Origin of the sequence: Pseudomonas sp. WAC2, from assembly GCF_030403525.1 — a bacterium.
Taxonomy (GTDB): Bacteria; Pseudomonadota; Gammaproteobacteria; order Pseudomonadales; family Pseudomonadaceae; genus Chryseomonas; species Chryseomonas luteola.
In genome coordinates this window covers 233,898-254,930 of sequence record NZ_JAUEPD010000007.1, presented here as the reverse complement: position 1 = coordinate 254,930, position 21,033 = coordinate 233,898, and the positions used below count along the sequence as shown (strand labels likewise).

Sequence of the window (21,033 nt, the reverse complement as noted above, 5' to 3'; positions counted from 1 at the left end):
CTGATGATCTGCAAGCAGTACTCAAATGGAGCTTGTTTGGAGAAAACAGGCTATAAGCGCTCAGCCATTTCGGTACTGAATGCTTCTTTTGGCTGACCAGTTTTACATTGTTGGACTTCTGGGCTTCCAAGGAAGTTAATGAAGCACCTAGAAGGGCGACCCAGATCCATACAAAAAATGTCTTCGACTGATGATGACGTGGCTCTTGTACTGACCGATGAATACTCAGAGGCAAGCGCTAGGGCTGCTGGTATTTCAGGGTAGTTCGAGCTATTGAATACGCTAATTGGTAGCGCGTTAAAATACTCTCAAATTACTTTCAGACGTAATTATGCATTTAGTCTGTATTATAAATAAGAATTATTTGTATTTCTGAAGCGCCGATGCGTAACTTTGATGATGGGATATACAAAGCCTTTCCTGCACATCGACAACTCTGCCGCAATAGTCGGTTAAGCAGTACTTTATTTGGTGTAAAATAGAGAGTATCGAAAGAAACGCGCGCTATCCTGATCGATAACCAGCGATCTTGAAATCGGTACTGAGTGTCGGGTTGTGTTTTCGATCACTCAAATCTTGAGTATCCTTACACGTTTAACGTTGTAGTTCGCTCTGTACGGAATAGTCTGGAGCGGCTGAGTGTATATGGGAAAATGGATTAACCTGAAGCGCAATCTCCAGATAGAGGGGTGGGCGTTTCTATTGGCGTTTGGCTGTATTTTCTTTGGATTCAGGCACAGTTACTGGCTGTGGATGCTGGTCCCGTTGTGTCTAGGGTTGGGTGTTGATTGGCATCGACTGATGCCAGACAAAGATCCTGAAGAACTACCGTGACACTTAGCCAATCTGACGCGGCCGCACCAATACTGTTGATGCAGCTTTCATTCGAACATCTTTCTTGACGTTAATTGATCGAGACGGCTCCAGAGGTTCTGGATTCGTATTTAATCAATGGAGCGGTTTAGCCGGGGTAGGCATGAAGCGTTTAGTAGTAGTTATCAGCCTTGCTTTAACAGGTTGCGCTGGGGTTGGCGATATTGAAAAGGTACAGCCTTCTCTAGCGGGAAGATCAAATAAAGATCCAGATGCCTTTATGGAGTGCCTGATGACAGACCTGTCTGTCAATCAGTCAAAAGTTATTATTGAGAGGAAGGGAGGTAGTATCAAGGCCCTGGTTCCTCAAGGGTTGGCCTCGCCAGCTCCGGCACTGGTTATTGCTGACAAGACTTCGCATGGGACTAAAGTCGTCCTGCGAGACGGCAAGGCGAATAATCCCTTTCCTTTTGCTGGAATCAGAAGCACCGTATCAGGCTGCTTGTAAATAGCGATAGCGATCATTAAGCCTTTTAAAAACAAAGCTCCACATGCAGTGGAGCTTTGTTTTACGGTTAGCGATAACGACGATGAGAAACATCAAAATCTGTTTTCGCCGTCAGGCTCATGTCAACACTGCGCTGGTCGTTGACATTGGCCGCTAATGACATGTCAGCCGATGGCCTACACTGCTCAAGACAGGAATCTCCATCATACGCCCACCATACTGTCATACTGAAAGCGGCAAGAAATAGCCAGCTCAGCAAATTACCGGTCTCTACTTTTGACGACTCGTTCATAACGTTTCGCTCCATGAATACGCTAAGGATGATGGCATTTTGGTGCCGCTCTCTTTTTACTCTTAACGTTTGAAGTTGGCTAGTGCTTGTTTGACAATTAGCAGCGTCTTTTAAAAATATGTGGAACAGCTTAAGTTAGTTGCGTAGCTAACTTCTCATAAGGGCTTTGCCTAATAGATTGCACGAAAGAGGAAGGCGCTCTAGGTGTGACTAATGTTAACTCTTAACTATCACTAACTGGATACAAAATCAGCCAGGCCTAATACAGAAATAACCCCTGCATAAAAAAGCAGTGCGTAAGCAAAACTTGTCCAGATGAGTCGACGGCGAAGTTGTATGCGGGTCATAAAGCATTCCTTGCTGAGTAGAGATAGAGCGGGAAGCGTGAGTCAGCTGGGCGATAAAACGAAGTGATGAAGCTGATCTGCCAGCTATGACCATCGAAATTTAAAAGCGCTGCACAGCGGGCGAAAAAAATTAGCTCAAAAGGTGAATGGCACATCATTCACCGCCTGAGAAGCGATGTGCGTATGCCCTGAAGAACTGAGAGCCGGCCCTCACATGGCAGAAGAAAAGGCGCCTAAGCGCCTTTAAAATGGAATATCATCATCGAAGCTGTCGTAGTCTGGAGCCGGCTGGGTTGAGGGCTGCGGCTGTGTAGGCCTACGGGCTTGCCCAGAGGGTTGTTTGCCGGATTGTTGGTTACTCGATGGTTCGTTATCCCCTCGGCCGCCAAGCAGTTGCATGGTACCGCTTATGTCGACGATAACTTCAGTCGTGTAGCGGTCTTGCCCGTCTTGGCCCTGCCACTTTCGTGTGCGTAACGTACCCTCTACGTAAACCTGTGATCCTTTGCGAAGGTATTCGGCGGCTATCTCGGCCAGCCGGCCAAAAAAGACGACCCGATGCCACTCGGTTCGTTCTTGCAACTGACCACTCTGCTTGTCCTTCCAGCTTTCACTGGTTGCAAGGGTGATATTGGTGATGGGGTTACCATTGGGCGTATAGCGGATTTCGGGATCGGCACCTACATTACCAATGAGAATAACCTTGTTGACACCTCTAGCCATTCGAAACCTCACAGTCAGCACTAGGGCTGCGGTCTTTTGTATACATTACTGATGTCTATACGTATAAGCGACTATTTTAGTTTGCCCATCAATACGTTCAATCGTTCCTGAAAACTGAAGTTGGGAGTTGCTCAGTAAGCTGATATCTAAACGGTCAGAAGCGTGCTTTATAATTAACTTACGCGCTCGTTTTAAATTTCCGAAGTTCTAGGTCGTGCTTTACAGATATGGGGGCGAGAGGGTTAAAAACAATATCAATTGTTTGGGTTGTATGGACCGCTTGTCGCTTTTTCAAGTGTTTGGATCGTAGAGTAAGAACTATAAGCTGGCGTTTTGCAGGTCATTAATGAAATTACGAAGCCCTGATATGAATTTATATAGAAAATTCCATTTCTAAAAAACATGAGGCATTAAGCGGGTGCCTGATGCAGGGGCTTTTTCAAAACAAGCAGCCTAGGCGTAAGCTTTAGTAACGACTTAGGTGCGGAAGGGGTTGTTAGTAATCGCTTGGATATGGGAGCCATGCTCTGTTGGCTCCTTATGGCACCAGCGGCAAAGCTTTTAGACTAGTGGCCATTTGATAGCATCTGGTGATTGTATAATGGGCTCTCTTGGATCGACGTAGCGTTGAATGCTTTATGTCTGATATTCATTTCAGCTTTGGGATAGGAGGCCGTTAAATTGACATTGATTCAACGTTTCGGCTTACCCGATAAGATTTCCCGGTTGTTTGTATAGTCAGGCGTCTTCAAAGGAGTCATTAATTGTCTTTTATTCGTGTCGGGCTCTATGGGTTTTAGACTTTTTGCCATGCCTATATTGGTGCTGTTGGTAGGTCAGGCTATTTCGATCGTTCTTTTCGTTTGGGCGGGTAACGTTGAAGCGCTAGTGCTTTTGGATCTAGCGATTACTGCCAAGCTGATTAGCTTGATGATGTGGTTAGTAAGTTTGTCGATAGGCCTGTCATGGCTGTTAACACGCCTCCGAAAACTGCTGCGCTGGAAAAAAGGAAGGCTGCATGGAGGGTGTATCCATTGTGAGGGCTTGTTAAGCCATCACGATGATGAGCATGGGTTCTACAGTAAGTGCTTGATGTGTAATGCGAGGCATTATTGATAATATCTTGCTAACTTGGCCCGAAGCTTTTACGCCACAGGTTGTTAGTGTGTGCTGAACGAAAGTATCCAGCTGACATACGTATCAGCTGGATACTTTCATCTGTAAGCCTAGCTTGGCCGATCCTGCCTGGCGTTAGGTGTTTCCATAGCGCGCTGCGCCTGTTTGAAAAGATAAAGACACAGCAGAAGGCCGGCTAGAGACATCATTGCAGCAAAGAGATAAATGGAGTTGAAGCCAAACTCATTGGCAATGCTGCCGGCTACGGGGCCGGTAATTCCGAGCGACATGTCCAGGCACAGTGAGTAGGCACCTAGCGCAGCGCTTCTATTAGTGGCGGGGACCTTTACAATGGCCTCTACACCTAGGGCGGGATAAACAAGCGAGAGGCCAAAGCCTGCTAACGCGGCTCCTGCCATGGCCATGCCGGGTGAAACAGCTAACCACAGAAGCAGCAGACCTAGTGTTTCCACGATAAAGCAGGCAATGGCGACGGGGTATCCGCCGAAGCGGTTGACTGTTCCTGCAAATAAAAGACGGGCGCAGATGAACGCAGCACCAAATGCTGTCAGGCTATAGGCAGCGTTTGGCCAGCCATGGCTGCCGTAGTACAGCGTAATGAACGTCGCGATGGTGCCAAAGCCAATCGAGCTTAACAGTAGACCCAGCCCATAAGGACTGATGCGCCAGAAGACGCGAAGAAAGGGGAGGCGCTCGCCAGGAATGACAGGAGCAGGCTCTTTATTCCAGGCCAGGGCTAGGCCGATGGCGGCCAGTAAAACAATGCTTACACCCAGGCTCCAGAGTCCCAGGCTGCTTACCATGGCAACGCCTAGCGGAGCACCAATGGCCAAGGCGCCGTAGGCTGCGATTCCGTTCCAGGAAATCACCTTGCTGACGTGCTGCATCCCAACACTGCCCATGCCCCAGCTCAGCGAGCCTGTACCAATCAGTGCCTGGGCGCATCCTAGAAAGACTCGCCCTATGATAAGCAGCACCAAGCTTGCAACCTGAAAGTCCTGTAGCAGAGTTGAGATGAAAGTCAGGATGCCACAGATGCCGCAGCCAAACAGTCCTGCGATTACGCCTTTCTTGGGGCCGATGCTATCAGCAATCTTGCCTGCAATCGGGCGCGTAAACAGGGTGGCGATGTATTGGATGCTGATGGTCAGGCCTGCCATGACCGACCCAAAGCCCAGGGTGTCATGGACATATCCGGGCAGGATAGCAAGCGGTAGACCAATGGCCAGAAACGTCAAAAAGCTGAAAACGACGATTGAGGCGATACGCAAGGTAATGGCAACGGATTCTGAAGCGTTCATCAGTAGGTAAGGCCTCCCGGCTCAGACGTTAGGATTCCGTTTTAGCAGCGTGATACTCAATGCCAAGCCCATTAACGACGCCAGGGCTGCGCTTAGGAACATAATGGGATAGCCAAAGTTCGCTGCAATGGCCCCAATCAATGGACCCGTGATACCTAATGAGAGATCAATGAAAACTGAGTAGGCGCCCAGCGCCGAGCCTCGGTTCGCGGCAGGCACCAGCCGGACGGCCTCGACACCCAATGCAGGAAATACCAGGGAAAAGCCAAACCCGGTCAGGGCTGCGCCTGCAAGCGCAAGGAAGGGTGTCGAGGCCTGCCAGAGCATCAATAATCCGAACGTCTCAACGGTCAGGCAGACAATCGCTACCCGAAATCCGCCTAGTCGATTGATGGCATTGGCAAACAAGAGGCGTGCACAGATGAAGAAAAAGCCGAATACGCTTAGGCAAAAGGCTGCGTTGTCCCAATGATGGCTGCTGTAGAAAAGTGTGATAAAGGTTGCGATGGTTCCAAAGCCGATTCCGCCTAGGGCAAGGCCCATGCCATACGGCGCAACGCGCCCCAGCACATTGAGAAAGGGCATGCGTTTACCAGGTACAATTGCAATGGCAGGTTTAGGTCTGGCCAGGTAGAAGCCTAGCAGGGCAAGCACAAGAATGCTGACACCCATGCTCCATAGGCCCAGACCATTGACCAGCATGACGCCCAAGGGTGCGCCAACGGCCAAGGCCCCATAGCTGGCGATGCCATTCCAGGAAATGACCTTGGCCGTATGCGCCGCCCCAGTACGGCCAATCGCCCAACTGATGGCTCCCGTTCCTACAAGACTTTCCGAGCAGCCCAGGATAAGGCGTCCTACCAGCAAACACCCTAAGCTGATTGAGGGTGCGCTCTGCAAAAGCGTAGATGCCAGCATGAGTATCCCACTTAGGCCACATCCAGCCATGCCATAAATGACGGCTTGCTTGGCGCCTATGGTATCGATGACTTTACCGGCATGGGATCGTGAGAGAAGCGTAGCGAGGTATTGACTACTAATGACGAGTCCGGCGACGACCGAGTTGAACCCCAACTGGTCGTGCACATATTTGGGCAGGACCGCAAGTGGGATTCCAATGGTCAGATAAGCAAGGAAAGTAAAGAGAACAGTTGAAACGACTACAAGCGTAATTGCAAAAGGTCGTTGTGATTGGGACTCGGTGTTCGACATGGACAACAAAAGCGTTCCTGAATGTTTGAACTGCTTATTGGATCATTAGCTAAGCATCCAATAAAGCGATATTACCGTGTAGACGCTGCTGAGCAGGGTTTCGTTACGTAAGCCACTGCATGAGGTATTTGCCGTATTAAAGCGTTATCAGATGAGAGGGCTAGAAAGCCATACCTCATTTCAGAACACAGATTAAAAGTTAAAGTAACTTCTAGAATTTTCTAATTTATACCGATTAATCAACTACTTAATGAATAAAGTTGAAGCTAACAGTAAGCAGGTAATTGAGGAAAGGATCTTTCTGGCTAGACTGTTTTCTGGCAGCGTCTTCCGCTTCGCTAGCTTTGCGCCAGAATATTGTCATCAACGACTTGCATCATGGCGCTTTACCAGCTTCTCTTATCGTATATGCATAAAGTTTGAAGGTGCTCCGGCCCTTTATTGATGCTGTGTCTAGCCTGAAGCAGAACAACAGTTTGCTTAGCTGGCACAGCATTTGAATAGATATTGGTAGTTGGCTGTATAACGATCAATGGTTCAGGGAAAGTCCGAATACTGTTCGGAATTATCGTGCATGGACGTTAAAGAGACGTAGGTTCAAACACATGCATAAGCATATCGATACTCGCCGCAGCGGCGGTTTTACACTTATCGAAATTCTGATCGTGGTCGCCATAGTCGGCATCCTGGCGGCTATCGCGGTTCCGTCCTACAGCTCGTATGTCACCCGCAGCCAGATCAAGACAGCGCAGGGCGACCTTGTGGCGCTTGGACTTAATATGGAGAACGTGCGGCAGCGTACCCTGAAATATTCCTCTGCGCCGGTTACAACGACCACAGCTGCCACACAGGCGCTGTTCAATGGCAAATGGCAGCCTGCTCAGGGTGCGGATTTCGAATACATGATCACTCAAGTCACCGATACGGCCTATACGGTATCTGCCCGTGGCAAGAGTGCCAAGTTGAGCACCTGTACGCTTACATTGACAAGCAAGAACGAGCGTACCGCGATCGGTTGCCCAGGAGTGACATCATGGTAAAGCAGGCCAAGGGTTTCACCCTGATCGAACTAATGGTCACGTTGGCTGTGATGAGTATTCTTTTGATGGCAGGCGTTCCCTTGACTCAGGGGTGGTTGAACAGTGCTCATCAGCGTGATGCTGCCGGTGTTCTTCAGCAGGGGATTGCACGGGCCAAGGCGATGGCATTGAGAAACCCGGCGGGTATCATCGGAGCGGACAAACCTGCTGCCTTGCTGTGTTTGAACGACACTTCCCTGGTGCTGGCCCAGCCGGTTGCAGGGCAGAGCGCTTTTAATTGTGGTCAGGTGGGTAACGCCCAGGTTGTATGGAGCAGTGCGCTACCCAAACAAGTTACCATCGAGTCCGACAACAGATCCTTCCAGTGCGTCGCATTGGATAACCGAGCGCTACCTTTTCAAAGTAGCCAGTCGGGACTTGATTGCGCTACGGTGGATCTGGCAGTGAAGGCGGGTCGAGAAGATGCGCTTCCGATCACCATTATTTAATGGCAGGTCCTGTCAGCGCGGCGATACGCTGATCGAGGCCCTGGTGGGTGTCTTGCTGATGTCAATCATAGGCATCGGCATGATTCATATCGCCACGCGTATTCAGCAGACGCAAACAGACCTGCATATCCAGAACTATATCGTGGTGCAAATGCGCAACCTGCTGCATGTCTATGGAACAACGCTCTGTCCAGGTAATAGTGCCAATAGCAAGGCCATTGTCTATTCACCCATTGATGGTTCCCCATTTCCACTGGATGTGGAGTGCACGACGACGTCGGGCGCTATTTCGCTGGGTGGACGCACAGTAGATGCGTCTCCTCAACACGTTATGCTACAGACCCGTGCCATGGATCAGGAGGTATTTGGTCTGCCCATTCAGGTGGGCGATCTGTGACAGATAATCGTCAGAGGGGATTTAATCTGATCAGCCTCATGATAGGCATGGTCATTTCGCTGATTACCGTACTGGCGATGTTGTCGCTATACCGGACCCTGGTAGGCGTAAGTGTAGAGTCGGCAAGCCTGGCCAAGGTGGAGGGGCAGAAAGCCTCGGGACTTTTGACTGCACAGATCGCTTTGCAACAGGCAGGGTTTGGTTTGCCGGTGACTGGTACCAAGCGACCTCAACTAGGTACGGATCTGGTCTTCATTCGTGATGCAGTGCTGTCCAAGGCAGACGAAAACAATGTGCGCAAATTATCGGGTGGAACGGTAATAGATTTTACTAAAGCGGATCCGATTAAAGGGTCGTTGGGAAACGCGATTATCTGGGGCTTCAATGCCAGCACTATTACGGCCGCTCCGATCGCGGATGCCTATCAATGCAGCGGTCTGGTCTCGACTTCCTCAGGACTTGTACTGCTCAAACCCATGAAGTGCACCAGTGCGAAGGTGTGGGCATCGCTGGATTGGATCACGGCTGACCTGATCAACGAGATGGGCAGCGATACACAGGGCGCCTATATGCAAGTGGTCGAAGCGACATGTTGGCCTTTTAGTACAAATGAAGGGGTTCATGCGGTACAGGTGCGTTTTCCCGTGTTGGATCTGGAACCGCAGCCTGAGCCGCTGACGATTAGTTTTACCACGTGCCTATCGAATTTCGCGCCATGATTAGCTTTCCGGCTCGCCAAAGAGGTATCGCCTCACTGATGGTCATTCTGCTGACTGGAATGACGCTGACCATTGCAGCGCTAGGTATGATGTACATGGTGCAAGGCACGCAGGAGCGGCAGCTGGCGGTTCATGCAACAACGCCAGCCCAGTTGAAGGCCTGGACAGGCGTGGAGCTGCTGAGACAATTTTTGACAAACCGATCTACAAATGATCTGGAGGCGCTTGCGGCAGGAGAAATTGCTGTAGGCGGAACTGAAGGATTACGGGTAGAGCTATTGTCCAAGACTAAGCCCAAAAGCGATCAGTACCGCATAGTAGCTAATGTTACGGGTAGAGCAGCCGACTCAACTGCTGTCGTACAAGCGATTTTTGATGTCAATCCGCTGGACTACACCTCAACGGGTACAGGCCCGGCGACTGGAGCTGCTTCAGGTACAACCGGTCCCTCAAGTCCTGCATCAGTACCGCCTCTCATCCGAATTAGTACAGATCTCAACCTTAATGGGTCTGTCAGCTTCGAGGGGCCGCAACAGGCCAATATAAGTGTCAAAGGAAAGGTCAATCTTTCTGGTAATGTCACGGGTCTGGATGCAATCAGTTCAACGGATGATATTACGGTTGGCAGCTCGGTCTCTGTCAGTTCATTGACGACAAACGGCAACGTGACGCTGGAAGGAAACGCTTCGGCACTAACCGTCTCAGCTATCAAGAACGTAACCCTAACCGGAAATGCCAGCGCGGGAACGGTTACCGCCAATGGCACGCTTAATATGGCTGGGCGTCAGATTTCGACAGCGAACGTAACCGGGAATGTCAATATAAGCAGTGGCGCTATCACGACACTCAATAGTCAATCAGACGTTTTTTGGACAAGTAAGGATTCAGCCAGAGAAATCAATACCAATGGTAAGGTTACGTATTCCGGTTCCAATAACGGTACGGCTGTAGCGGCTATTGGCGATGTACGAATTGATGACGGCACGGTCCAGACGGTTAGAACTCAGGGTAATACGCTAATAGATCGAGGAGAGATAACTAGCCGCCTCGATGGACAAGGCGCTTTGACCGCAAGTACTGCTGTTGTTGCAAGCGGAACAGTTGGCGGTGCGTTCACGGTAGATAAAAATTCCAAGGTAAACGTAGTACGGACTGTTAATTATCAGGTCAATGTACCGCGCGTTACTGTTCAAACTGTGAAAGAAACAGTAGTACAGACGAGTAAGGTAGACGCTTATCAACTTCGTTCCAACGCCAATTATGTATTTCAACTCTCATCCACTGGGCAGCGACAGGTAACTGTCCAAGGTGTCAGTGGTATTGCTAATGGTGTTTATCTCCTGGGAAATTACCCGGATGCTGGCGGAAGAGGTTACCGTGATTTTCTTTGTAACGAAGTTAATGCTCAGGGTATGTGTACCGCTCCGCTTCAGCCTAATAAGACGATATGTCAGGGCGCAACTACATTTAATGGCTGCATAACTTACAGAGATGGATTGTGGTCGCTTTCTGGCTGGAGCCTTGCGCCAGGTGTCCTATGGTTTCAAGGGGATGTTCAGGCTGGGAGCGGTGTTTATTACAACAGCATTATTGCGACGGGCAACATAGCAACTACCGCCAAAAATAAAACCATCGCTGTCAATTATGCTGGCTTTGATCCGATTTGTAGAAATACGCGACGCGCAGAAGACAACGTTCCGGCCAGCCTGGATTTGGCTGGACTCTATCCTTTGAATCTTTGTGATATAGCAAAAGGTCTTTATAAGCCCTCTGCTGTAGGAAACGTGGCGCTGCTAGCGGGGGGTTACCTCAACGGCACTTTCTCTGGGGGGACGGTCACTTTGGGAGCCAGTAACGATGTTTATGGCAGCGTAGTGGCGGGTAATAACGTTGTGACAACCGGGAACACACGCGTCCACGGTACGATTACGTCTGCCGCTCAAGGCGGAGGCATTCAACAACTTGGAGGCTCAACCACGATTGATACCACAGCGTGGCCTTCCACCTTTTCTCCCGAGCAGGCCCCCGGTAATGCGCCGGAAGGCTCTGGTACGACAAACAGTGGCGCTATGTATGATATTGGTCGGGCTCAGCCTACGGTCCAGATTCTTTGGACCCGTTATTTATGACCCCCCCAAGGGCCGGAGTTGTTTTTAGAGGTGCCTGTCTTTAAGTGCTCGGCGTGTCCGCGTGTCTTGAACAACGACAACACGATACCACCAGCCAGCAGACCAAAGGTTACACCCAGTGATAGCGGTGCCGGGATTGGGCCAATGAAGGAGTGTGCAAAGATCTTGGCCCCGATGAAAATGAGCACCAACGCCAACGCATATTTTAAATAGGCGAATCGGCTGATCATGGCAGCCAAGGCAAAGTAGAGCGCTCGAAGGCCCAAAATGGCACAAATGTTTGATGTGTAAACGATAAAAGGCTCTTGGGTGATCGAAAAGATGGCCGGAACGCTATCCACCGCAAAAACCAGGTCCGCCATTTCGATGAGTATCAACGCCAAGAGAAGCGGGGTGGCGTAGACCAGGGGCTTGCTGAAGCCTTCCTTTTCCTTGCGTATCAGAAAGCGATCACCATGAAGCTGGTCCGTCACGCGGATATGCTTGCGCAAGAAGCGCAGCATGGGATTTTGGGCCAGGTCGGGCTGGTCGTCGTGGCGGCTGAAGAGCATTTTGATTCCTGAGATCAACAGGAATGCGCCAAATACATAAAGGATCCAATCGAAGCGTTGTACCAGCGCAGCGCCAACGCCAATCATGATGGCACGCATGACAATGGCGCCGAGTACACCCCAGAACAGGACTTCATGCTGGTATTTACGCGGAATTTGAAAAAAGCTGAAGATCAGCGCCATAACAAAGACGTTATCCATCGAAAGCGACTGTTCGACCAGATAGCCTGTGTAATATTCAAGGGCGCGAGTGGCACCAAATTCGTACCAGATCCATCCACCAAAGGCGATCCCGAACGAGATGTAGCCTGCCGACATCACCAGGCTCTCCTTGATGCCTATTTCGTGATGATTGCGCTGCAGGACACCCAGATCGAAGATCAGAAGCAAGAGTACGATGATAAGAAAGCTCAGCCACAGCCAAGCGGCGGCGCCCATGAAGGGCGTAATCAGGAAATCAAATGCGTCGGGCATGATCGATCCTGTCGATGTCGTTAGGTGACTCCGACATGGCGATCGGGTGATCGTCAGAGGGGCCCGGCGTCACACCTCCATAGAGGTAGGGTTGAATCTAACAAAGCGGTTGGCTTCGTCATCTCAATAGACCCACACTTCTACGCGCCGGTTCTTCATCCGGCCTTCATCAGTATTGGCTGCTACAGGCAAGGCATCGCCCAGCCCTACGATGTCATGGAACATCACGCCACCCTTGTTCAGCTCCCGCCGTACGGCCATGGCGCGTAGCTTGGAGAGCAGTTCGGCTCGCTTCAAGTCTTCCTTTGTATCGCTAAAGCCAATCAGTGCTACCTTCTTGTCGAGCTTGTCATTTTCTCTGAGGTAGGTCATCAGACGTTCGATATCGAGGTTGGCCTTGTTGTCCAGCGTGGCGCTACCCTCAGCGAAGCGAAAATTGACCGAAAGACGCTGCGCATGGTCGGCAAGCTGACGATAAAACGCTGGCGCATCTGCCGGCACGACGGGCTGGACCGCCAGTACTTCTTGAGCCACGAATCCGCTCTTGCTGACCCATCTTTGCCCCTCCGAACTTTGAGCGTAGCGGATGAAGGCATTTACCCACGGATTTTTCTCGTCGGGTTTGTTATAGAGGAACAGACGACGTGAGAGGGGATAGTCTTCCGTAGCAACGGTGGTAACCGTTGGGGGTAGGGCTAGCGCCGATCCGTCAGAGATCGATACGGCTTTTGCCTTGCCTACAGCAGCCAGTCCGACAAAGCCGATTCCATATGGATCCTGGCTGATAGCGTCGGATAGCTCGTCATTGGATTCGAAACGCGTAGCTGTAGGCGAAAGGCTTTTGCCATGAGAGGACATGACCAGTTCCTTGAAGGTATCAAAGGTGCCTGATTGGTCATCTCTCGCATACAAGTGAACAGGACCTAGTGAACCCCCAATGTCTTTCCAATTCTTCACATCGCCTGAAAAGAGTCGGGCCAACTCATCGGTTGAAAGCGTGGTCAATGGGTTCGCCGCGTTCAGGATGATAGCGATGCCATCAATACCAATGACATGCTCGGATCCGGCATCTCGTGCATTACCCAATCGCTTGAGCTCGAGTGCCTCGCTGTCCTTGATAGGGCGTGAGGCAGCAGCGATATCGGTATCGCCATGAATAAGATCGGCAAAGCCGGTACTCGATCCATGCGCCGCCATATCGATGCGAACCTGATCACCGTTGGCGCGTCTGCCAATAATAATGCGTTCGTTTTCATGACTGCCAGTCCGGCTGTTTATGGTCTCGAACCCATGTGTTTTGAGAAAGCCTTCGACCATGAGCGGGGAAAGCTGAGCGCCGATGGTGTTGGAGCCATGGATACTCAATACCGGTTTGCCATCTGTGCGAAGCGGTAATGGCTGCGCCACGGTCGACCATGATGAGACGGTGCAAACGATGCCGAGAAGCGCGCCGGCAAGAAGACGGCTCCAACGGATGGAATCCTGACGGGCGGAATTCATATTCCTACAGCTACCCTGGAAATGAGACGCGGGCAGCATAAAAGGGAAAAATGATGAAAACGTTACAACGGCAGCTTTTTGCCACTATTGCGTTGTGAGGTGGCCTGCTTGAGCAGACCACTGTATCGCGTCAGGTCAGCTCAACCCAGATAGGGGCATGGTCAGAGGGCTTTTCCATGGCACGGATGTCATAGTCGATACCGGCATCTTTGAGGCGAGGCTGAACACCTTGCGAGGCCAGGATCAGATCAATGCGAAGGCCCCGCTTGGGCTCCGCTTCAAACCCTTTGCTACGGTAATCAAACCAGCTGAAACGATCCGCAACAATAGGGTTGAGGTGGCGGAAGCTATCAACCAGCCCCCAGTTCTTGAGCTTGGCCAGCCACTCGCGCTCCTCGGGTAGAAAGCTGCATTTGCCGGTACGCAGCCAGCGCTTGGCATTATCGGCACCAATGCCGATATCGCAGTCTTCAGGTGAGATATTGAAATCGCCCATTAGCAGCAGCGGTGTGTTGGCGGAGTAGCGCTGTTCAAGAAGTTGCTGCAGGTCTGCATAGAACTTGGTCTTGGCAGGAAACTTGACAGGATGGTCCCGGCTTTCGCCCTGCGGAAAATAGCCGTTCATAATGACGACCGGCTGGTTGTTATGGTCGGCATAAACGCCATAGATGAAACGTTTCTGGGACTCTTCACCGTCGTTGGGGAAACCCTTGTGGATCTCCAGCGGTGCCTGGCGTGAAAGCAGTGCTACGCCATAGTGACCTTTTTGCCCGTGATAGTGAACGTGATAACCCAACGCCTCGATATCAGCCAGCGGGAACTGGTCATCCGAGACCTTGGTTTCCTGAAGCCCGATAACATCGGGTCCGTGACGTTCGATCAAGGCAGCCAGCTGATGAGGACGTGCTCGCAAGCCATTGATATTAAAGCAAACAATCTTCATGGGCGAAGAAGACTCTCGGTAAAATGGCCATCCTAGCGTATAGAACGGCTTCATGACGAGCCTGCTTCGCAGGTATAGCCGATGAACGCCACGACGCTGCGTTTGTCTCACGACCACTCGCCCGGTAGCATCGCGTCATGACTTTTCATTTACGACTCCGACTCAGTATTGCCGGCCTGCTTTTAATGAGCGGCGTCGCCATGGCCCAAGCGGCCGAACTCACCGTGCACGTTACGCCTGATAATCGTGCGCTGCGGGATAACATTTCTGCGTATATAGGCAGCCTTGCCGATCGGGATGCGGTTGCCTTGCAACGGCTGCGGCGTACGGCTGAAGGCCAGGCGGAGCAGGCTGCCCAGGCACTGGGCTACTACCATGCGCAGATTGATAGCCGGGTCGAGCTGGGGCAGACGCCTCGGTTGGTCCTGGATATCCAGACTGGAGAGCCCGTTCGACTGCGCCAGGTAGATATCCGCGTGGAAGGCCCGGCGCGGGAACTCAAGTCATTCAAGGCGCCTGATGGTGCCAATCTGAAGTCTGGCGCTCAGCTCAATCATGGCTTCTATGAAGATGCCAAGACACTGATCCAGAATCAGGCTGCACGTTATGGCTTCTTCAGTGGGCACTTCACCCAGCAGAAATTGATCATCGATCCGCAGGCTGGCTACGCAGACATTGCGCTGGTTTACGAAAGCGGGCCTCGCTACCGGTTGGGTAACGTGGAATACGAAGGAGATTTTCCATTCGATCAAGACCTGCTCAATCGCATGGTGCCGTTCAAGCCAGACGAGCCCTATGATTCGGAAACCCTTGCTGAGCTTCAGCAGACGCTGCTCCGAAGCGGTTATTTCGACAGCGTGCGCGTCAACGCTGTTCCGGCAGATGCCAAAGACCAGACGATTCCGGTCATGGTGAACCTGACTACTCGCAAGCCACGTACGCTGGGGTTGGGGCTTGGCTACTCTACCGACGTCGGCCCGCGTGTTCGCGCAACCTGGGATCGACATTGGCTCAATGCGCAGGGGCATAGCTTGGGCGCGGAGATGGAGCTTTCCGCGCCACGTCAGAACATCGGCGCCTGGTATGACATTCCCGGGCGCGACCCCATCAACGATAAATTCCGTTTGGCGGGGGGATATCAGTATGAAGAAATCGCCGATGACGATTCGCTGAGTCGCCTGCTCACCGTCGGGCCCGAATGGCACCGCAAATTACCCAACGGCTGGACACGGGTGCTCTCCCTGAAACTCCAGCGAGAGGAATACCGTCTGGGAGATGATTCAGGTCTGTCGACACTGCTCATGCCGGGAGTCGATTATTCCTACCTGCGCAGCGATAACCGGATCGATCCTAGCCATGGTTACCGGCTGCAGTTTGGTGTCTCGGCTGCTAAAGAGGGCATCGTTTCCGATGCCAACATGGTGCATGTGACGGCGCTGGCGCGTGGCCTGACCACTTTTGCCGGTGGGCACCGGCTGCTAGGGCGGGTTCAGGTCGGCGGCAACGCCACCAATGGGTACAAGCAGATTCCGCCATCGCTGCGCTTCTTTGCCGGTGGTGATCAGAGCGTCAGGGGCTACGACTACCAGACGCTATCGCCCACGAACTCCGACGGAGACAGAATCGGTGGACGATACATGGTCACCGGCAGCGTTGAGTACCAGTATCCGCTCAAGGATAAATGGCGACTGGCGACCTTTGTCGACCAGGGGGGAGCGTTCAATGCGCTCGATAATCCGGATATCAAGACCAGTATCGGCCTTGGTATCCGTTGGGTTTCGCCAGTAGGGCCCATACGTGTCGATCTGGCTCATGGCCTTGATGAAGAAGGTGGCTTTCGTTTGCATTTCTCGATGGGGCCGGAATTATGATGCGTGCGCTCAAGATTGTTGGCGCCACGCTGCTGACGGTTGTCGTTGTTCTTGTATTGGGCGTGACCATCTTGTTGGGAACCGAGGTTGGAAGCCGTTGGGTGTTGGGCCGGGTTCCCGGGCTTGCAGTGGAAGGCTATATGGGTCGACTGGGAGGGCACTGGAAGGCCGACACGCTGACTTGGGCTCAGGCCGGTACGCAGGTTAGGCTGGTGTCTCCTGAGTTCGCTTGGTCGCCTGGTTGCCTGTTCAAGCGAACACTTTGCATCGATACGCTCGTAGCCAGCGAGATCAATCTCGATCTGGCGCCCACTGAGGAGCAGACGCCCGATGAGGGGCCGGTTACGTTACCCGACCTCAAGCTACCGATAGACGTTCAGCTGGGTGATGTACGCATAGGACGGTTTACGCTCGATGGCAATGAGCAGTTCGCAAACGCCACGCTACGCGCTCATTCTGAAGGTGGCAGCCTGGTCATTGAGCAGCTGGATGCACACCGCGACGACATGATGCTCAGCCTTACCGGGACGTTGCAGCCTTCCGGGCAATGGCCTTTGACGGCGGACGCCAATGCCCGTCTGCCTGCGCCTGACCAGCAGGAGTGGCCACTGACCTTACATATGGAAGGTGATCTGCAGGGAAGCTTGACTCTTCAGGCCGACAGCAGCGGCTACCTGCCGGGCCGGTTGACAGGCGACGTGCAGCCTTTGGCAAAGGGTGTGCCGGCTTCGCTGCATCTGACGGCCAACGGTTTCAAGCCAACAAAGGATCTGCCAAAGACCCTGACGTTCAACGCGCTCGACCTGACTGCAAACGGCACTCTTACAGATGGATATAAGTTGGTGGGCACGTCTGTACTGCCGGGTGAAGGAGGTGACGTCGCCCTGAAGCTTGATGGCACCGTTACGGCAGAAGGTGCAGACCTTAAAGGACTGACGCTCGATGCGGGGCAGCAGCGTAAAGTCGTCTTGAGCGGCAAAGCAGGCTGGTCGGAAGGACTCAATGCGAATGCCACTATCAACTGGAATGAGTTCCCATGGCGTCGTTTGTATCCCGAGATCGAGGAACCGCCCGTAGCGCTGCGTCGACTGAAAGGTGAAGTTCAGTACACCGATGAGCGCTATATCGGAAATGTGGACGCTGCACTAACGGGGCCTGCCGGTGATTTCACGCTGGTGACGCCGTTTACAGGTGATCTCACACAGATCAATTTGCCGTCGCTGGATCTACATGCCGGGCAAGGACGTGCCGAGGGGCAGGTGAACGTCCGGTTTGCTGATGGTATTGGTTGGAAGGCGAACCTGAACCTCAGCCAGTTTAATCCTGCATTCTGGGTCGCCCAGCTGCCTGGCAATCTGGGCGGACCGCTACGCAGTGAAGGGGAAATCAAGGGTGAGCAGCTACGTGTGACGGCTGATCTGGGGCTGCAGGGACAGCTGAGAGGTCAACCTGCTCAGCTGGCAGCGCAGGCGCGTGGTCAGGATAAGCAATGGGATCTTGATAACCTGACTGTCCGTCTGGGCAGTAATCGCATTCAGGGAAGCGGTCAGCTGGCCGAGCAATGGAAAGGGCACCTGGATATCGACTTGCCTCGTCTCGGTCAGTTATGGCCAGGTCTGGCTGGTGCCATTAATGGAAAAGTGGATTTGCGCGGAACTCAGCAGGCGCCGCAAGGGGAGCTAGTGTTGAATGGGCGAGAGGTTGCCTATCAAACCAACCGGCTGGCGGCCTTGAGCCTTAAAGGTACGCTTGATGCGCGTCAGCAGGGACGAATCCAGCTATTAACCTCCGGTGTGCGTGCAGGCACTAGCGACATTGGACGTGTGATGCTCGATGGACAGGGTAACCGTCATCAGCAGGCAGTCACGCTTGATGTAAAAGGGCCGCTGGCAAATCTGGCGCTTGCCCTGGAGGGTACGCTCGATGATGCGATGAACTGGCGAGGGTGGCTTACTCGAGGTGCTGTCCAGAGTGGTCCCCAGGACTGGCGCCTGCAAAACCCTGCAAGCCTTGAGCGTCTGGCAAACGGGCAACTGACGCTTGGCCAGCACTGCTGGCTATCAGGTAAAGCCTCGCTCTGTGGGGAGGACCAGCGCCTGATGCCGGAACCACGGCTACGCTACCATCTGCGCAACTTTGACCTTGCCGGACTGGCGCCTTTCCTGCCCGAGGATTTTGGCTGGCAAGGTGCGCTTAATGCTGATATCCGTCTTGATCTTCCTGAGAGCGGGCCAGACGGCACGGTTACAGTCGACGCAGGCACAGGGACGCTGAGAGCACGTAATGCCGATGGTCAGTGGGCAGATTTTGCCTATGACACGCTCAAGCTCAATAGTACGTTGCGCCCGAACGATGTGCGCGCCTCTCTGGATTTTAGCGGCCCGCAGCTTGGCAACCTCACCCTGAATGCACAGATTGATCCACGGCCTGATGACAAGCCTGTCTCAGGGCGCTTCGATCTGCGCGGGTTGAATGTAGCCATTGCCAAAGGTTTTGTTTCAGGTATTGAGCAGCTGGACGGAAGAATCGACGGTAGTGGTCAGGTAAGCGGTACGCTGCTTCAACCTTCGATCAATGGTCGGATCGATTTGAGCAATGGTCAGGTCGGGGGCGGTATCGTTCCAACCCGTCTTCAAGATCTTCGGCTGACTGCTCTGATTGCCGGGAACCAAGCGAACGTGAGCGGTGGATGGCGCAGCGGCGAGCGCGGCCAGGGTAATGTGAGTGGAGCGATATCCTGGGCGGATGGATTGGACATGAATGTCGCCGTACGTGGCGATCGTCTTCCTGTTGTGGTTGAGCCCTATGCTAACCTTATCGTGGCGCCTGACCTGAATATTGTCATGCAGAACGGTAGTCTGGCGCTCAAGGGTACGGTTCGCGTGCCGAGCGGTGCCATTACGGTTCGGGAGTTACCACCGTCTACCGTCAAGGTTTCCAATGATGCGGTAATCGTTGGACAGGAAGCGCCTGCGCCCAAGCAGGAGACCCAGCTGTCCATGGATGTAAATGTACTGGTGGGGCAAGACAAGCTCACGTTCTCGGGATTCGGCCTGACCGCCAACCTTGAAGGGAACGTTCATATTGGTGACAACCTGGATACGCGTGGTGAAGTTCGTTTAACGGATGGGCGCTACCGCGCTTACGGGCAGCGACTGACTATTCGGCGAGCGCGTATATTCTTCCAGGGTCCGATCGCTCAACCGTTCCTGGATGTGGAAGCAGTACGTGTCGTGGATGACGTAACCGCAGGATTACGCCTGTCAGGTCTGGCTGATCAGCCGCGCGTCGAAGTGTTTTCGGATCCCACCATGGGGCAGGAGCAAGCCTTGGCCTATATTGTTCTAGGGCGCCCGCTGACCAACAACGACGAAGGCGAGAACAACATGTTGGGGCAGGCCGCACTTGCGCTGGGCCTTGCCGGAGGATCATCCACGGCGGGTGAGCTGGCGCAGCGTTTGGGCGTACAGAACTTTCAGCTGGATACCGAAGGGACAGGCGACAAGACCAGTGTCGTTGCGTCAGGCAATATTACCGACCGCTTGGCGCTTCGATACGGCGTAGGCGTCTTCGAGCCGGCCAATACGGTCGCCTTGCGTTATCAGCTTACCAAGCAGCTGTATCTTGAAGCAGCCAGTGGTATTGCCAGCTCATTGGATTTCTTCTACAAGCGAGACTTCTAACCCGCCAGGGTTGCCCGATCGTATTGGTCGGGCAACAGGGTAACGCTTGGGTAGTGACCCGTTAGTGCACGGTAGGGATGATTTGCAATAAACAGGTCTTCAGGCTTTAAAGCCTGAGGCGAAGCGTGTTTACTTGATGTTCCATTCAATTGTAGGAAACAGGTCATGACAGAAGTCACTCTTCGCGGTAATCCGGTTCAGATTGAAGGTACTCTGCCTCAGGCGGGTCAGTCCGCACCGGCATTCAGCCTGGTCAATGGCGATCTGGCCGATACCACGCTGGAAAGCTTTGCCGGCAAGCGCAAGGTGCTGAATATTTTCCCCAGTGTGGATACCCCGACCTGTGCCATGTCGGTTCGCAAGTTCAATACCGAAGCCGCCAAGCTGGAAAACACCGTGATCCTGTGCGTGTCAGCTGACTTGCCGTTTGCCCAGAAGCGTTTCTGCGGTGCGGAAGGCATTGAAAATGTAATCAACCTATCCACGCTGCGTGGTCGCGAGTTTCTGAAAGATTACGGTGTTGCTATCGCTTCCGGCCCCTTGGCGGGTCTTGCTGCACGTGCGGTAGTGATTCTGGATGAAAACAACAAGGTGCTTTATAGCGAACTGGTGCCTGAAATTGGGCAGGAGCCCAACTACGAAGCGGCTATCGCAGCGCTGAAATAAGATAGAAGAAAAAGCGCCCGGGCCTCGATCAAGGCCCGGGTGCTGATGCATGAGGTCGATGCGCTTCAAGATGTAGCAGGGCAAGGTAGAATCCAACGTTCCGTCATACTGTTATGACATTCTGGCGGCAGTGTATTGCTTGCTGCTCCGCACCATTCAATCCTGTATGTAAACAACGCGTAAATCCGCTTGGTCTGATGAAGGCTGCGGCTTACCGTTATCTTTCCGAAACTTATTGC

General features: G+C 52.7%; 17 protein-coding genes. 10 read left to right on the top strand and 7 right to left on the bottom strand.

Annotated elements, in window-relative coordinates:
* Nucleotides 1-645 precede the first annotated feature (645 nt).
* On the top strand, nucleotides 646-834 hold the full coding sequence (locus tag QWJ10_RS16545; RefSeq protein WP_010798406.1) for a hypothetical protein: 189 nt from the start codon (nucleotides 646-648) through the stop codon (nucleotides 832-834).
* Between the two features lie 142 nt (nucleotides 835-976).
* Nucleotides 977-1,321: a hypothetical protein gene (locus QWJ10_RS16540; RefSeq protein ID WP_074826654.1), complete on the top strand. Its 345-nt coding sequence runs from the start codon at nucleotides 977-979 to the stop codon at nucleotides 1,319-1,321.
* Between the two features lie 67 nt (nucleotides 1,322-1,388).
* On the opposite strand, the gene QWJ10_RS16535 is transcribed toward QWJ10_RS16540, so the two are convergent.
* The 4 genes from QWJ10_RS16535 to QWJ10_RS16520 form a co-directional block, all read right to left on the bottom strand.
* Nucleotides 1,389-1,613, bottom strand: coding sequence for a hypothetical protein (locus QWJ10_RS16535; RefSeq protein WP_074826650.1), 225 nt, complete (start codon nucleotides 1,611-1,613; stop codon nucleotides 1,389-1,391).
* Between the two features lie 590 nt (nucleotides 1,614-2,203).
* Nucleotides 2,204-2,683: a single-stranded DNA-binding protein gene (gene ssb / locus QWJ10_RS16530; RefSeq protein ID WP_289928085.1), complete on the bottom strand. Its 480-nt coding sequence runs from the start codon at nucleotides 2,681-2,683 to the stop codon at nucleotides 2,204-2,206.
* 1,226 nt (nucleotides 2,684-3,909) lie between these two features.
* Nucleotides 3,910-5,121 carry an MFS transporter gene (locus tag QWJ10_RS16525; protein ID WP_289928084.1) on the bottom strand — a complete coding sequence of 404 codons (1,212 nt, stop codon included), beginning with the start codon at nucleotides 5,119-5,121 and terminating at the stop codon, nucleotides 3,910-3,912.
* A 21-nt stretch (nucleotides 5,122-5,142) separates the two neighbouring features.
* Nucleotides 5,143-6,333, bottom strand: coding sequence for an MFS transporter (locus QWJ10_RS16520; protein WP_289928083.1), 1,191 nt, complete (start codon nucleotides 6,331-6,333; stop codon nucleotides 5,143-5,145).
* Nucleotides 6,334-6,938: 605 nt separating this feature from the next.
* On the opposite strand from QWJ10_RS16520, the gene QWJ10_RS16515 reads away from it, so the two are divergent.
* Genes QWJ10_RS16515 through QWJ10_RS16495 form a run of 5 tightly spaced genes read left to right on the top strand, consistent with a single transcriptional unit; the run spans nucleotide 6,939 to nucleotide 11,106 of the window.
* Nucleotides 6,939-7,373: a type IV pilin protein gene (locus QWJ10_RS16515; RefSeq protein WP_019365586.1), complete on the top strand. Its 435-nt coding sequence runs from the start codon at nucleotides 6,939-6,941 to the stop codon at nucleotides 7,371-7,373.
* Nucleotides 7,367-7,861, top strand: a complete 495-nt coding sequence (locus QWJ10_RS16510) for a prepilin-type N-terminal cleavage/methylation domain-containing protein (protein WP_289928082.1) — start codon at nucleotides 7,367-7,369, stop codon at nucleotides 7,859-7,861. Before QWJ10_RS16515 ends, QWJ10_RS16510 begins: the two co-directional genes overlap by 7 nt.
* Nucleotides 7,836-8,258 carry a hypothetical protein gene (locus QWJ10_RS16505; RefSeq protein ID WP_019365588.1) on the top strand — a complete coding sequence of 141 codons (423 nt, stop codon included), beginning with the start codon at nucleotides 7,836-7,838 and terminating at the stop codon, nucleotides 8,256-8,258. Before QWJ10_RS16510 ends, QWJ10_RS16505 begins: the two co-directional genes overlap by 26 nt.
* Complete coding sequence (locus QWJ10_RS16500) at nucleotides 8,255-8,977, top strand: hypothetical protein (RefSeq protein WP_019365589.1); 723 nt, start codon at nucleotides 8,255-8,257, stop codon at nucleotides 8,975-8,977. The genes QWJ10_RS16505 and QWJ10_RS16500 overlap by 4 nt, the downstream gene beginning before the upstream one ends.
* Nucleotides 8,953-11,106: a hypothetical protein gene (locus tag QWJ10_RS16495; RefSeq protein ID WP_289928078.1), complete on the top strand. Its 2,154-nt coding sequence runs from the start codon at nucleotides 8,953-8,955 to the stop codon at nucleotides 11,104-11,106. The genes QWJ10_RS16500 and QWJ10_RS16495 overlap by 25 nt, the downstream gene beginning before the upstream one ends.
* Here QWJ10_RS16495 and QWJ10_RS16490 read toward each other — a convergent pair.
* The 3 genes from QWJ10_RS16490 to xthA all read right to left on the bottom strand — a co-directional run bounded on the left by QWJ10_RS16490 (nucleotide 11,097) and on the right by xthA (nucleotide 14,574).
* On the bottom strand, nucleotides 11,097-12,131 hold the full coding sequence (locus tag QWJ10_RS16490; RefSeq protein ID WP_289928076.1) for a TerC family protein: 1,035 nt from the start codon (nucleotides 12,129-12,131) through the stop codon (nucleotides 11,097-11,099). The genes QWJ10_RS16495 and QWJ10_RS16490 overlap by 10 nt on opposite strands.
* A gap of 123 nt (nucleotides 12,132-12,254) precedes the next feature.
* Nucleotides 12,255-13,631, bottom strand: coding sequence for a phosphate ABC transporter substrate-binding/OmpA family protein (locus tag QWJ10_RS16485; protein WP_289928073.1), 1,377 nt, complete (start codon nucleotides 13,629-13,631; stop codon nucleotides 12,255-12,257).
* Nucleotides 13,632-13,761: 130 nt separating this feature from the next.
* Complete coding sequence (gene xthA, locus QWJ10_RS16480) at nucleotides 13,762-14,574, bottom strand: exodeoxyribonuclease III (protein ID WP_019365593.1); 813 nt, start codon at nucleotides 14,572-14,574, stop codon at nucleotides 13,762-13,764.
* A gap of 137 nt (nucleotides 14,575-14,711) precedes the next feature.
* Between xthA and QWJ10_RS16475 the strand changes: the two genes are divergently transcribed.
* From QWJ10_RS16475 to tpx, 3 genes are all read left to right on the top strand, one after another.
* A complete protein-coding gene (locus QWJ10_RS16475) occupies nucleotides 14,712-16,445 on the top strand; it encodes an autotransporter assembly complex family protein (protein WP_289928071.1) in 1,734 nt (577 codons plus the stop codon).
* Nucleotides 16,445-20,128, top strand: coding sequence for a translocation/assembly module TamB domain-containing protein (locus QWJ10_RS16470; RefSeq protein WP_289928211.1), 3,684 nt, complete (start codon nucleotides 16,445-16,447; stop codon nucleotides 20,126-20,128). The genes QWJ10_RS16475 and QWJ10_RS16470 overlap by 1 nt, the downstream gene beginning before the upstream one ends.
* 165 nt (nucleotides 20,129-20,293) lie before the next feature.
* Nucleotides 20,294-20,794, top strand: a complete 501-nt coding sequence (tpx, locus tag QWJ10_RS16465; protein WP_010798387.1) for a thiol peroxidase — start codon at nucleotides 20,294-20,296, stop codon at nucleotides 20,792-20,794.
* The last annotated feature ends 239 nt before the right edge of the window (nucleotides 20,795-21,033 follow it).

Coding starts and splice junctions, on each gene's coding strand:
- QWJ10_RS16545 (WP_010798406.1), top strand. CDS start 646: ATGGGAAAATGGATTAACCTGAAGCGCAATCTCCAGATAGAGGGGTGG.
- QWJ10_RS16540 (WP_074826654.1), top strand. CDS start 977: ATGAAGCGTTTAGTAGTAGTTATCAGCCTTGCTTTAACAGGTTGCGCT.
- QWJ10_RS16535 (WP_074826650.1), bottom strand. CDS start 1,613: ATGAACGAGTCGTCAAAAGTAGAGACCGGTAATTTGCTGAGCTGGCTA.
- ssb (WP_289928085.1), bottom strand. CDS start 2,683: ATGGCTAGAGGTGTCAACAAGGTTATTCTCATTGGTAATGTAGGTGCC.
- QWJ10_RS16525 (WP_289928084.1), bottom strand. CDS start 5,121: ATGAACGCTTCAGAATCCGTTGCCATTACCTTGCGTATCGCCTCAATC.
- QWJ10_RS16520 (WP_289928083.1), bottom strand. CDS start 6,333: ATGTCGAACACCGAGTCCCAATCACAACGACCTTTTGCAATTACGCTT.
- QWJ10_RS16515 (WP_019365586.1), top strand. CDS start 6,939: ATGCATAAGCATATCGATACTCGCCGCAGCGGCGGTTTTACACTTATC.
- QWJ10_RS16510 (WP_289928082.1), top strand. CDS start 7,367: ATGGTAAAGCAGGCCAAGGGTTTCACCCTGATCGAACTAATGGTCACG.
- QWJ10_RS16505 (WP_019365588.1), top strand. CDS start 7,836: ATGCGCTTCCGATCACCATTATTTAATGGCAGGTCCTGTCAGCGCGGC.
- QWJ10_RS16490 (WP_289928076.1), bottom strand. CDS start 12,131: ATGCCCGACGCATTTGATTTCCTGATTACGCCCTTCATGGGCGCCGCC.
- QWJ10_RS16485 (WP_289928073.1), bottom strand. CDS start 13,631: ATGAATTCCGCCCGTCAGGATTCCATCCGTTGGAGCCGTCTTCTTGCC.
- xthA (WP_019365593.1), bottom strand. CDS start 14,574: ATGAAGATTGTTTGCTTTAATATCAATGGCTTGCGAGCACGTCCTCAT.
- QWJ10_RS16475 (WP_289928071.1), top strand. CDS start 14,712: ATGACTTTTCATTTACGACTCCGACTCAGTATTGCCGGCCTGCTTTTA.
- QWJ10_RS16470 (WP_289928211.1), top strand. CDS start 16,445: ATGCGTGCGCTCAAGATTGTTGGCGCCACGCTGCTGACGGTTGTCGTT.
- tpx (WP_010798387.1), top strand. CDS start 20,294: ATGACAGAAGTCACTCTTCGCGGTAATCCGGTTCAGATTGAAGGTACT.